Below are 11768 nucleotides of genomic sequence, written 5' to 3' on the forward strand. Positions count from 1 at the left end.
CCGGAGCGGCAGGACCCGGGAGAAACGACAGGCGCCCCGGGCCTTGTCGGCCCGGGGCGCCTGGGAAGTCGCTCGTCAGTTGCTCAAGCAGCACGACCATGGCAGCCGGTGGGCCGGTTGCCATAGGTAAAGACGAAGGTCGGGTGCGTGAGCATGGGGTCAGTATGCAGGGTCGCCGGATGAGGTCCAAGGCGGTTCGCGAGGCGGTTCGCATCCTGAGACGCGGTGGTGGGTCCGGTGCCGGGACCGGTCCCACGTCCACCTCGGTAGAATCGGGTTACACAGAGACCCCGCCCCACCGCCGGAAGGCCCCCGTGTCATCAGCGACTCCTACTGCCGCCGCCCCCGACACCGTCCTGGTCGTCGACTTCGGCGCGCAGTACGCCCAGCTCATCGCCCGTCGAGTCCGCGAGGCGCGGGTCTACAGCGAGATCGTGCCGAGCACCATGCCGGTCCGGGAGATGCTCGCCAAGAACCCGGCGGCGATCATCCTCTCCGGCGGCCCCTCGTCCGTGTACGAGGAGGGCGCCCCCCGCCTCGACCGCGCGATCTTCGAGGCCGGCGTTCCCGTCTTCGGCATGTGCTACGGCTTCCAGCTGATGGCGCAGACCCTCGGCGGCACGGTCGACAACACCGGCGCCCGGGAGTACGGCCGCACCGAGCTGCACGTCTCCCGCTCGTCCTCCACCCTCTTCGAGGGCACCCCTGCCGAGCAGGCCGTGTGGATGTCGCACGGCGACGCCTGCTCCGCCGCCCCCGAGGGCTTCAGCGTCAGCGCCTCCACGGACGTCGTCCCGGTCGCCGCCTTCGAGAACGACGAGAAGAAGCTGTACGGCGTCCAGTACCACCCCGAGGTCATGCACTCCACGCACGGCCAGCAGGTGCTGGAGCACTTCCTGTACCGCGGCGCGGGCCTCACCCCGGACTGGACCACCGGCAACGTCATCGACGAGCAGGTCGCGGCCATCCGTGAGCAGGTCGGCGACAAGCGCGCCATCTGCGGCCTCTCCGGCGGCGTGGACTCGGCGGTCGCCGCTGCCCTCGTCCAGAAGGCCATCGGCTCCCAGCTGACCTGCGTGTACGTCGACCACGGCCTGATGCGCAAGGGTGAGACCGAGCAGGTCGAGAAGGACTTCGTGGCCGCCACCGGCGTCCAGCTGAAGGTCGTGGACGCGGAGGAGCGCTTCCTCACCGCCCTCAAGGGCGTCTCGGACCCCGAGGAGAAGCGGAAGATCATCGGCCGCGAGTTCATCCGGGTCTTCGAGCAGGCCCAGGCGGAGATCATCGCGGACGCGGGTCCGGCGGTGGAGTTCCTGGTCCAGGGCACCCTGTACCCGGACGTCGTCGAGTCCGGCGGTGGTACAGGCACCGCGAACATCAAGTCCCACCACAACGTGGGCGGGCTGCCGGAGGACCTCGAGTTCCAGCTGATCGAGCCGCTGCGCAAGCTGTTCAAGGACGAGGTCCGCATGGTCGGCCAGGAGCTCGGCCTGCCGGAGGAGATCGTCCAGCGCCAGCCGTTCCCGGGCCCCGGCCTCGGTATCCGGATCGTCGGCGAGGTCACCAAGGACCGTCTGGACCTGCTTCGCGACGCCGACGCGATCGCCCGCGAGGAGCTGACGGCCGCCGGTCTCGACCGTGAGATCTGGCAGTGCCCGGTGGTCCTCCTCGCCGACGTCCGCAGTGTCGGCGTGCAGGGCGACGGCCGCACCTACGGCCACCCGATCGTCCTGCGCCCGGTCTCCTCCGAGGACGCGATGACCGCCGACTGGTCGCGCCTGCCGTACGACGTCCTGGCGAAGATCTCCACCCGGATCACCAACGAGGTGCGCGACGTCAACCGGGTCGTCGTCGACGTGACCTCGAAGCCGCCGGGCACCATCGAGTGGGAGTAGGCACGTAGGCCCTTCCGAGGGAAGGGTCACGTCCGTCTGAGAGTGCGCACCGGCGCTCCGGGCTGCCAGACCTGGGCGACCAGAAACGTGTCGTCCTCGACGTAGGTCCGTACGACCTCCGTCAGCTCGGTGCGGAAGAGGTGGAACGGCTGCGGCGGTTCCACCTCTTTCACGTACGTCGCCCTCGCCTCCCCGTCCGCCACCTCGACCGCCCGACCCGCGATCCGTACGTCGCCCCCGCCCATCCCGGTGCCCTCGCCGGGGTTGGCCTGGAGGCAGAAGCGTGCGTCACGGCGCAGGTCGAGGGCCTTGAGCGAGTCCGGCATCATGCCGAGCCACAGCTCACCGCCGAGGAAGCGGACCTCGATGCCGGTGGTGCGAGGGGAACCGTCCTTGCGGAGCGTCGCGAGGACGTGATGCGTGAAGGCTCCGAAGCGTTCTTCGGTGATCTTCGCGAGTGCGGGTTCGGCTGCGGCGAAGGCCGCCCAGTTCGCTGTCATACGGCGAGTGTGGCCCCCATACCCGACATCCGCTGTCGGGTATGGCCCGGACTGTGGGTCAGAAGCGCTGCGGGTCAGAAACCCTGCGGCACCGGCCGTACGTACCGCTCCAGCCCCGCCGCGTCCCGCACCGGCGTGCAGCCGGCCGCCGTGAGCCGCTGGGCCAGCTTCGCCCGCCGGGTCGTGTTGACCTTGAGGGAGCCCAGCATGAACAGCGGCATCAGCACGGCGAGCGGGAGCAGGACGGCGTACTTGCCGGTCAGCACCGCCATCAGCAGGAACAGCATCGCCGAGCCCCAGCCGATGGCCAGCATCTGCTTACGGTTGGCGGCCGCGCCGAGGGCGTCGTGGCGGATGAGCGCCGTGATCACGTCGACCTCCGGCTGCACCTCGGGGACCGGGGTGAGCGAGCCCAGGTACATGCCCGGCACCGGGCGGCCGGGGCCCGGGTCGGGGAAGGCCGCCGAGTTCGCCGCGGCCCGCTGCCGCGCCCAGGGGTTGGAGTCGCGCACCAGCTGGACGTGCATGATGCGGTGCTTGCCGACCAGGCGCACGCTCTCGTAGCGGAAGCCGTAGCACTCGGCGAGGTAGACCAGCGCGCCGAACGTCTCCAGCTCCGCGAAGGGATGGACCAGCTCGATGTCGTTGCGCGTCGCGATCTGGCGCATGAGGGCGGTGATGTGGCGGTCGGTGAGACTCACGGTGTGCTCCGAAGGTGACGGAAATCGTCATCTTTACATAACGGCTCTGCCCTTTTGCACTGACCGACGGTAACTTCCGCGTCGTAAAGCAACCAGTGCTGGAGGACCGATGCACGGGCCCACGCCGCCTGCCCCCCTGCCCACCGACCGGCTTCAGTTCGCGATGCCACCGATGCACGACTCGGTGGAGGACGAGCGCCGACACCGCAAGGAACGCCTGGCGGGCGCGGTACGCATCTTCGGGCGGCTCGGCTTCGAGGACGGAGTCTCGGGGCACATCACCGCCCGCGACCCGGAGTTCGACGACTGCTTCTGGGTCAACCCGTTCGGGATGCCCTTCAAGCACGTCACCGTCGGCGACCTGGTGCTGGCCAACGCCGACGGACAGGTCGTCGAGGGCCGCTACCACGTCAACCAGGCCGCCTTCACCGTGCACGCCCAGGTGCACGCCGCCCGCCCGGACGTCGTCGCGGTCGCCCACTGCCACTCGGTGCACGGCCGTGCCCTCGCCGCGCTCGGCGAGCTGCTCGACCCCATCACCCAGGAGAGCTGCGCGTTCTACGAGGACCACGCGCTCTACGACGCCTACACCGGCGTGGCCGTCGACGCGGAGGAAGGGCGGCGGATCGCGTCCGCGCTCGGCTCCCGCAAGGCGCTCGTGCTGCGCAACCACGGGCTGCTGACGGTCGGCGACTCGGTGGACGCCGCCGCCTGGTGGTTCCTGTCGATGGAACGCTCCAGCCAGGTCCAGCTGACCGCGCGGGCGGCGGGCCGGCCCGTCCTGATCGACCACCGGGCGGCGGTCGCGACCCGGGAGCAGCTCGGCGGCGACCTCGTGGCGTGGATCAACTACCAGCCGCTGTGGCAGGACATCAGCCGGGGCGAGCCGGACCTGCTGAGCTGAGCCACGCCCCGGCGGACGGGTCCGCAGACCGCGTCCGCAGGCCGTGTCCGGAAGCCGTGTCCGCAGGCCGCGTGCGAAGTGGGGGCCGGGTGATGGATGGGCGCCGCGTGCCGGATGGACCGCTTGCCGGATGGAGGCCGTGCCGGTGCGCGTTCTAGAAGCCGCGCAGGACGACCGCCTTCGTCCGGGCGAACTCCTCGTCCGTGAGCACCCCGTCCCGGTGCAGCTCACCCAACTCGCGCAGTCGGCGCAGCAGTACGTCGTGGTGGTCGGACGGGGGCGGGACGGACGCCACGAGCCCGCGCCCGCGGGCCAGGTCCCCGGACTCGCGTACCTGCTCACGTTCCTGGTCGCGCTCGTGCCCCCGCTCCGCACCCGTGTGGGTGGAGGGATGCGGGAGACGCACGGTGACCGCGGTCGCGACCAGGGCCGTCAGCAGGTCGCGGCTCACGTTCCCCCACAGATCCAGGGCGTACGGGTCCTTCTCGGCCGGCAGCTTCGAGAACACCGTCTCCCGGGTCACGAAGCGCAGGAAGCCGTCCTCCAGGCCCGAGTTGGGCAGCCACTCGACCCGCACGACATCGCCGACGTTGATCACGCGCGGGCCCGTCGCCCGCTTCACCCGGTCCGAGGTGTCCGCCCAGTCGACCCGCACCTGGGTGCCGTCGAAGGAGACGGTGCCGTCGGAGGAACGCACCGAGACCGGAACCGGCGGACCCGGCAGGAGGTACGCCTTGGTCGGCTCGCCCGGAACCTGGTCGAGGAGCAGTGCGTGCCGGATCTCCTCGGCGAGGTACTCGGCGACCCCGGAACGGTCCACGTCCACGGTGAGCCGGTAGGGATCGGCCCGATCGGGGAGCCGGCCGCCGGTGGCGTGCAGCAGCGGATCCGCCCCTTCACGCAGCCGCAGCCGCAGCCGCCCGCGCTTGCGTTCGGGCTCGTGGACGATCCCGGCGACCGCCTCCAGGGGCACGGTGATCTCCCCGTACGTCTGCCGGAACAGCGGTACGGAGCGGTGGAGTCCCGGGGTGATCCTGACCGATGTGCCGTCGAAGGCCCAGGTCCCGTCACGCTGGATGATCTCGGCCATACGGAAATTCTCGCAGTCGGGTCAACACGGCCCTGCCCGCTTCACCCGCGCTGACCAGACCTGCCGGGAACAAGGGGTGTGCCGTAGGGCACAATTCGCTGTCATTGCGGGGGAGTTGTTCTCAGTGCGGCGGCCGGGATCCAGACAGGGTCCTTCAAGGGTCGCCATCCGATCGGGTCGTGGGGAAGGCGGGCGTCGGACATGGCGGTACAGGAGGCGAGACAGGGCACCGAGTCGAGCAGGAGGCCGGGCACTCACGAGGGGGGCTGTACCTGCGGGGACTGCCCGCACGGGGCCCGCGCGGGACACCGGCGGGCGGTGGCGGAGTTCCTGGTGCAGCGGGACGGCTTCGCTGCCGGGCACGGACTGCCGGCCGCCGTCGCCCACTCCGTCTCGGCCTCCCGCCAGTGGGTCTCCGAGGAGCTCACCCAGTCCGCGGAACTCGTCGCCGAACGCGGCCGCGCCGAGGGCGAGGCCTGGCTGGCCCGTCTGTGGCTCCGCACGGCGGTCACCGTGTGGGTGTCGGTCGTGGCGCTGTTGCTGGTGCAGTCCCTGACCGCCATCGGCGTGGGCTGGACCGACGCCCGCACCGCCGGACTCCTCGCCGCGCTGGTCGTGGCCGGCGCGCTGACCGCCGCCTCCTGGTTCCATCGGGCGCGCGGCGGGGCCCTCGCCCCCGTGATCGGCGAGGACAACCGCCTCTCCACCTCCCGCGCGGTCGCCGTCGGCTGGGTGCTGCTCGTGGCCTACGCGGTACTGGTCCTGGTGGGCCGGCTCGCCGCCGCCTCCGGCCACGCCGAACGCGACGCGCTGCTCGCCGGGCTCGATCTCTCCCGCGGCGCCGGCGTGGTGACCGTCCTCGCCGTCGTCTGCGGGATCGCCGTGCTGGTGCGCCGGGTGGTCGGCCTGCGGGTCCTCGGCCAGCGACTCCAGAAGGTCCGCGCCCACCGCCCCCGGGCCGCCGACCTGCTGACCGACGACGCCGGTCGCGGTACCTTCGCCGACATCCAGTACGTCGTGATCTGCGCGGTCGCGCTGGCCTTCGCCGCGGTCCGGCTGGCCCGCCGCCCCGACCAGCTGCCCGACCTCCCCTGGGGCCTGGCGGTCGTGGTCCTCGTCTCGGCCGCGACCTACCTCGCCGGCAAGTACGCGGAGGGCGGCCGCCCCGTCATCCTCTCCGTCGTCCGCTCCCGCGAGGCCGGCGACCTCGACGCCCCGATCCGAACCGGCGACGACATCGAGATCCGCGGCGCCGGATTCGTCCCGCCCGGCGCGCAGACCGCCGACCGGCTCTCCCGCATGGTCGTCCGCATCGGCCCGGTCCATGTGCACGTCCCCCTCGTGCCGGTCACCGGCGGCTTCAGCAACCCCACCGACGCCGTCCTCACCGTCCCGGTCCCGGCGGACGTGGAACCGGGCCGGGTGGACGTACAGGTCGTCACGGCCGCGGGTGCGGAAACGAACCGGTACGCCATCGACGTCACGGACTGAACCGGACCCGACCGGACCCGACCGGACCCGACCGGACCCGACCGGACCCGACCGGACCGTACTGAACCGGTGGGGTGGAGGGGGCCTCTCGGACCCGGGTGGGCCGACGGGCCGCAGTGAATCGGTCGGGCGAAGTGAACCAGTGGTGCCGAGAGCTCGTGCAAACAGTTGAGCGCACCCCCCATTTCGTACGTATGGTCTGTCGAGGGGTCCCACCACTCCGGGCGAGAGGCGGCTACGGGCGATGACTCATGGCATGCGGACGGATACCTACCCCCCCTATCTCGACGGCGGCGGCCGCGACTGGCGGGACACCGCCGCCCGGTACGCCCTCCTTCCCTTGCGCATCTTCCTCGGTGTCACCTTCATCTACGCCGGCCTCGACAAACTCACCGACGGTGCCTTCCTGAAGGACAGCGGCGCCGGCTCGATCGGCGACACCATGCGCGCCGTCCGTGACTCCTCGGCCATCCCGGCCCTGGTCGACATGGCCCTGAAGAGCCCTGTCGGCTTCGGCTACGCGATGGCCTTCGGTGAACTCGCCGTCGGTATCGGCACGCTGCTGGGCGTCCTCACCCGGCTGGCCGCGCTCGGTGGCGCGCTGATCTCGCTCAGCCTGTGGCTGACGGTGAGCTGGGCCTCGGACCCGTACTACTACGGAAACGACCTCGCCTACCTGATGGCCTGGCTGCCCCTGGTTCTCGCCGGCGCCCCCGTCCTGTCCCTCGACGCCGCCTGGCGCTCCAGGCGGCGACAGCGAGCGGGGACCCGAGCCAGGTAGGCCCACGACCGGCCGTCCCCACCGACGCGTGGACCGTGCGGAAGCCTGTCTGTCGGTGGGTCGGTGGGTCGGTGGGTCGGTGAGCTGGTCACCCGGTCGGCTGGTCGGCCGGGGCCAGCCTGTTCGTCGGTGAGCCGGTGAGCCCGTCTGCCCCTCCGCCGGTCAGTCGATCAGGCGGCCGGGCCCGGGCCGGTGCCGGCCGGGGTGGTCCGGCGGGACGGGCCCCGTCGTCTGCGTATGCTCCTCGCCACGACGCCCGTCGCGCCCGCCAGACAGAGTCCTGCCGTGACGACCGGGATCACCACGAACCACGGCGTCTCCCAGAGGCCGCCCGCGTCACCTGCGTAGATGACGCCCGCGAGGGTGAAGAAGGCGCCGGCGACCAGCCTGCCGGGCCGGAACTCATGACGCAGCACGGGCCACCTCCGCCTGTCCCACGCCGACCTGGAGGTCGAGGTCGATGGTCCCGGCGTCCTTGCCGCCCGAGGCCGGCGACAGGGTCACCTCCTTGTGCTTGCCCGGCTGCACGTCCACATCCTTCTCGTCGTCGCCCGGCAGCTGGATGTCTCCCAGTCCCACGTCGATCCTCACCTTCACGGTCACGTCCGGCGGGACGATCACCCGCAGTCGGCCCGCCCCCACCTCGGCATCGGTGCTCACCGTCTGTCCTTTCGCGAGTTCCAGCCGGGACAGGTCCAGGGTCCCGTCCCCGGTGCCCAGGTCGTAGGCCGTCCGTACGTCCGCCACCGCGGCGGGCTGCCACACCGTGTCGATCCAGTGCGTCCCGATGTCCTTGGGCAGGACGGTCGTACCGGCCAGGAGACCCGCCGTGACGATCGCCAGGAACACCGACCCCGCTCCGGTCCGCCCCAGGAACGAGCTGACCGCGATACCCACGCCGAGCACGATGAGCGCGGCCGCGAGCCCCGCCTGCAGGCTGGTGCCGAGCGGGTGGTCGTCCCAGGTGAGCCGGGTGACGAGGGCGGCCGCGACCGCGGCCAGCAGGAAGAGCCAGCCACCGATCCAGCGCGGGCCGCGCGGTCCGGCGTAGGGCTTGTGCAGGGTCCGTATGTCCTCGGGGCGCCGCGTGTGGCCGACGAGGTCGACGTCGATGGTCGCCGTGATGTCCCGGGCGCGGGCGTCCCACGGGCCCCACAGATAGCCCGTGCCGCCGTCGTGGGTGCCGTCCTTGACGATGGGGTCGCGCCACCAGGAGGGGTAGGCGGAGGGGACGGGCGGTGCCTGGGCCTCCGGCGGCGCGTCGGCCACGGCCTGTGCGGCCAGGGGATCGGGGTCCGAGGAGTCCCGGTGCCGTGACCAGTAGCCGGCGCCCGCGAGGAGGAAGGAGACGACGACGGCGAAGGTCAGCACGCTGCCGTTGTTCAGCATCGACAGAAACACCCCGCAGCCGACCAGCGCGAACAGCACGGCGGCGAGAGCCTGGCCGTCGACCCGGCCGGTCAGGAGTTTGCGCACCTCGTTCTGCTCGTCGTCGGAGTAGGGGACGAAGAGCCAGGCGAAGCCGTAGAAGATGAGGCCGATGCCGCCGGTCGCGGAGAGCACGGCGAGCGTGATCCGGAAGATCACCGGATCCATGTCGCACTGCCGCCCGAGGCCCGCGCACACCCCGGCGAGCACCTTGTGCTCGCGGTCCCGTTGGAACCTGGGCGGAGGCCCGACTGCTTCGGCTGCTTGTGCTGCCCGGGGGCCACCCGGCTCCTGACCTCCGCCGGGCCTCTGGCTTTCCCCCGGCCTCCGGCTTCCGCCTGCCCCCTGGCTCGCTCCCGGTCCTCGGCCTCCCCCCGGGCCCGGACCTTCTTCCGGCCCTCGGTTTCCGCCTCCCGAACCGTCGTCGGAGTCCGTCCCGCCGTTGGCTGTCGCGCCGGTGCGGGCCGCCGCCGCGGCGGTCGCGGCCTCGGTGGCCGCCTCGACCACTGTCCTGTCGGCGTCCGCGTCCGTATCCGTGCCCGCGTCCGGGCCGGGGCCTTCCGACGGGCCGTGTCCTGCGCCCTCTCCCTGTTTCTCGTGCGCGCCCGCCCGCTCGTGCGCGCGAGGTTCCTCACCCGCGGCGCCCCGGGCGCCGGGGGACGGGGCGGCCGCGTCGGGCGCGGTGCCCCCGTCGGGCACGGCGTCCGCGGCGTGCTGGTGATCTGTCATGAGTCCATGGTGGCGGGCGAGCCGCCCTCGCGGCAGTCGGAATGACCCTGGTCGGACCCTGATATCGGCCCTGAGCCGGGGCGGGGGAGGCGTTCGACGGGCGAGGACCCCGGAGATCAGGGGAGTCTCGGGGGCGAACCCTGATGCCCGGGACCGGCGCCCGTGTGACCATCGTTGGCATGCCGGAAGCCGCAGCAGTGCCACTCGTCGAACCGCGGCCGCCGCGCAAGCTCTACCGCAGCAGTGACGGACGCTGGCTCGGGGGCGTGGCGCGGGGGCTCGCCGGGCATCTCGGGCTGCCCGTGGTGTGGGTGCGGCTCGTTTTCGTCGGCCTGTTCATGGCGGACGGTCTCGGCGCCCTGCTCTACGCGGCTTTCTGGTTCTTCGTGCCGCTCGGGGTCGGCGGGGTCGGCGGGCAGAAGCCCCCGGCGCTCGTCGGCACCGAGACCGCGCCCGACGGCCGTCGCAGGCTCGTCGCCCGCAAACCGGACAAGGGGCAGATCGTCGCGCTGCTCCTCATGGTCGTCGTCGCCATGGTCTTCGTGGGCAATGTGAATCTGGGCAGCGGTGCCAAGGCGTATCTGCTGCCCGCCGTCCTCGTCGGCGCGGGCGTGGCCCTCGTCTGGCGCCAGGCGGACAACGCGCGCCGGGCCCGCTGGGTCGAGGTCGGCCGCAGGCGCCGTACGCTCACGCTCCTGCGCGCGGGCGCCGGCGTCCTGCTCGTCACGGCCGGTGTCTCCGGCATCTTCGTCCTCCAGGGCTCCGCCGCCCACCTCGGCTCCGTGCTCCAGGCGGCCCTCGCCGTCCTCGTGGGCATCACGCTCCTCGCCGGTCCCTACCTGGTCCGTATGACCCAGGACCTCTCCGAGGAGCGCCTGATGCGCATCCGGGCCCAGGAGCGCGCGGAGGTCGCCGCACACGTCCACGACTCGGTGCTGCACACCCTGACCCTGATCCAGCGCAACGCGGAGAACGCCGGGGAGGTGCGCCGCCTCGCCCGCGCCCAGGAGCGTGACCTGCGCACCTGGCTCTACAAACCCGAGGGCACCGGCAAGGAGGAGGCCGACGAGCCGACCACGGTCGCCGACGCGGTGCGGCGCAACGCCGCCGAGGTCGAGGACAAGCACGGCGTCCCCATCGAGGTCGTGGTCGTCGGCGACTGCCCGCTCGACGACCGGGTCGGGGCACAGATGCAGGCCGCGCGTGAGGCGATGGTGAACGCGGCCAAGTACGGTGGCGAGGGCGGCGCCGTGCAGGTCTACGCCGAAGTCGAGGGCAGAACGGTCTTCGTGTCCGTCCGGGACCGCGGACCCGGCTTCGACCTCGACTCGATACCCGCCGACCGCATGGGCGTCAGAGAATCGATCATCGGCCGCATGGAGCGCCACGGGGGCACGGCGCGACTGCGGGCCGTCCCGGACGGCGGCACGGAGGTCGAACTGGAGATGGAGAGGGCGGAGAAGACGTCATGAGCGACCCGACCGACACGAACGGCACGGCGGGAGCGGCGGAGGGGGCCGAGCCGGCGAAGACCTCCGGCGACGGCACGGGCGGGCGCCATGTGCGCGTGGTCCTCGTCGACGACCACCGCATGTTCCGTACGGGAGTACAGGCCGAGATCGGCCAGACCGAGCAGACCGGCGTCGAGGTCGTCGGTGAGGCGGCGGACGTCGACCAGGCGGTCACGGTGATCACCGCGACCCGGCCCGAGGTGGTTCTCCTCGACGTCCATCTGCCGGGCGGCGGCGGGGTCGAAGTGCTGCGCCGCTGCGCTCCGTTGATGGCCGACGCCGAGCAGCCGGTGCGCTTCCTCGCCCTGTCCGTGTCGGACGCGGCGGAGGACGTGATCGGGGTGATCAGGGGCGGCGCCCGCGGCTACGTCACCAAGACGATCACCGGCACCGACCTTGTGAACTCCATCTTCCGGGTGCAGGAGGGCGACGCCGTGTTCTCGCCGCGGCTCGCCGGGTTCGTGCTCGACGCCTTCGCCTCGACGGACGCCCCGCCGGTCGACGAGGACCTGGACCGTCTCACCCAGCGCGAGCGCGAGGTGCTGCGGCTCATCGCCCGGGGCTATGCCTACAAGGAGATCGCCAAGCAGCTCTTCATCTCCGTCAAAACGGTCGAGTCGCATGTCTCGGCGGTGCTGCGCAAGCTCCAGCTGTCCAACCGGCACGAGCTGACCCGCTGGGCGACGGCACGACGGCTGGTGTGAGGGACGCGCCGCCTGACCGGGCGCGCCTCACCGG

The 11768-nt window shown here is 71.9% G+C and carries 11 protein-coding genes; 6 read left to right on the forward strand and 5 right to left on the reverse strand.

All coding sequences use genetic code 11. The features are described 5' to 3' along the window. Positions 1-314: 314 nt before the first annotated feature. Entirely contained in the window at positions 315-1895 is a 1581-nt protein-coding gene (gene guaA, locus OG736_RS26780; RefSeq protein ID WP_327184663.1) for a glutamine-hydrolyzing GMP synthase, read from the forward strand. A gap of 26 nt (positions 1896-1921) precedes the next feature. On the opposite strand, the gene OG736_RS26785 is transcribed toward guaA, so the two are convergent. Together OG736_RS26785 and OG736_RS26790 are read right to left on the reverse strand one after the other, a co-directional pair. After that, the gene (locus tag OG736_RS26785; protein WP_327184664.1) at positions 1922-2395 is read right to left on the reverse strand and encodes a pyridoxamine 5'-phosphate oxidase family protein; all 474 of its coding nucleotides are present in this window, start codon (positions 2393-2395) and stop codon (positions 1922-1924) included. 74 nt (positions 2396-2469) lie between these two features. Then, on the reverse strand, positions 2470-3096 hold the full coding sequence (locus OG736_RS26790; RefSeq protein WP_327184665.1) for a hypothetical protein: 627 nt from the start codon (positions 3094-3096) through the stop codon (positions 2470-2472). A gap of 109 nt (positions 3097-3205) precedes the next feature. Between OG736_RS26790 and OG736_RS26795 the strand changes: the two genes are divergently transcribed. Then, positions 3206-4000 carry a class II aldolase/adducin family protein gene (locus OG736_RS26795; protein ID WP_020132127.1) on the forward strand — a complete coding sequence of 265 codons (795 nt, stop codon included), beginning with the start codon at positions 3206-3208 and terminating at the stop codon, positions 3998-4000. A 154-nt stretch (positions 4001-4154) separates the two neighbouring features. Here the strand turns inward: OG736_RS26795 and OG736_RS26800 are convergent, their stop codons facing one another. Next, positions 4155-5090, reverse strand: coding sequence for a DUF4429 domain-containing protein (locus tag OG736_RS26800; RefSeq protein ID WP_327184666.1), 936 nt, complete (start codon positions 5088-5090; stop codon positions 4155-4157). Positions 5091-5291: 201 nt separating this feature from the next. Between OG736_RS26800 and OG736_RS26805 the strand changes: the two genes are divergently transcribed. Both OG736_RS26805 and OG736_RS26810 read left to right on the forward strand, forming a co-directional pair. Next, positions 5292-6581 carry a hypothetical protein gene (locus tag OG736_RS26805; RefSeq protein ID WP_327184667.1) on the forward strand — a complete coding sequence of 430 codons (1290 nt, stop codon included), beginning with the start codon at positions 5292-5294 and terminating at the stop codon, positions 6579-6581. A gap of 244 nt (positions 6582-6825) precedes the next feature. Next, positions 6826-7362 carry a DoxX family protein gene (locus OG736_RS26810; RefSeq protein ID WP_327184668.1) on the forward strand — a complete coding sequence of 179 codons (537 nt, stop codon included), beginning with the start codon at positions 6826-6828 and terminating at the stop codon, positions 7360-7362. 170 nt (positions 7363-7532) lie between these two features. Here OG736_RS26810 and OG736_RS26815 read toward each other — a convergent pair whose 3' ends face one another. Next, a complete protein-coding gene (locus tag OG736_RS26815) occupies positions 7533-7778 on the reverse strand; it encodes a hypothetical protein (protein WP_327184669.1) in 246 nt (81 codons plus the stop codon). Then, positions 7765-9519, reverse strand: a complete 1755-nt coding sequence (locus OG736_RS26820) for a PspC domain-containing protein (protein ID WP_442817078.1) — start codon at positions 9517-9519, stop codon at positions 7765-7767. Before OG736_RS26820 ends, OG736_RS26815 begins: the two co-directional genes overlap by 14 nt. 143 nt (positions 9520-9662) lie before the next feature. Here OG736_RS26820 and OG736_RS26825 point away from each other — a divergent pair, with 143 nt between their 5' ends. Next, on the forward strand, positions 9663-10991 hold the full coding sequence (locus OG736_RS26825) for an ATP-binding protein (protein WP_442817079.1): 1329 nt from the start codon (positions 9663-9665) through the stop codon (positions 10989-10991). Next, complete coding sequence (locus OG736_RS26830; protein WP_327184671.1) at positions 10988-11734, forward strand: LuxR C-terminal-related transcriptional regulator; 747 nt, start codon at positions 10988-10990, stop codon at positions 11732-11734. The genes OG736_RS26825 and OG736_RS26830 overlap by 4 nt, the downstream gene beginning before the upstream one ends. Positions 11735-11768 lie beyond the last annotated feature (34 nt).

Origin of the sequence: Streptomyces sp. NBC_01334 (assembly GCF_035983595.1) — a bacterium.
In the GTDB taxonomy this organism is placed as follows: Bacteria; Actinomycetota; Actinomycetes; order Streptomycetales; family Streptomycetaceae; genus Streptomyces; species Streptomyces coriariae.

What these genes read in the sequence shown, in the direction of transcription:
- OG736_RS26785 (WP_327184664.1), bottom strand. Translation starts at nt 2,395, where the DNA reads ATGACAGCGAACTGGGCGGCCTTCGCCGCAGCCGAACCCGCACTCGCG.
- OG736_RS26795 (WP_020132127.1), top strand. Translation starts at nt 3,206, where the DNA reads ATGCACGGGCCCACGCCGCCTGCCCCCCTGCCCACCGACCGGCTTCAG.
- OG736_RS26800 (WP_327184666.1), bottom strand. Translation starts at nt 5,090, where the DNA reads ATGGCCGAGATCATCCAGCGTGACGGGACCTGGGCCTTCGACGGCACA.
- OG736_RS26805 (WP_327184667.1), top strand. Translation starts at nt 5,292, where the DNA reads ATGGCGGTACAGGAGGCGAGACAGGGCACCGAGTCGAGCAGGAGGCCG.
- OG736_RS26810 (WP_327184668.1), top strand. Translation starts at nt 6,826, where the DNA reads ATGACTCATGGCATGCGGACGGATACCTACCCCCCCTATCTCGACGGC.
- OG736_RS26820 (WP_442817078.1), bottom strand. Translation starts at nt 9,519, where the DNA reads ATGACAGATCACCAGCACGCCGCGGACGCCGTGCCCGACGGGGGCACC.
- OG736_RS26825 (WP_442817079.1), top strand. Translation starts at nt 9,663, where the DNA reads ATGCCCGGGACCGGCGCCCGTGTGACCATCGTTGGCATGCCGGAAGCC.
- OG736_RS26830 (WP_327184671.1), top strand. Translation starts at nt 10,988, where the DNA reads ATGAGCGACCCGACCGACACGAACGGCACGGCGGGAGCGGCGGAGGGG.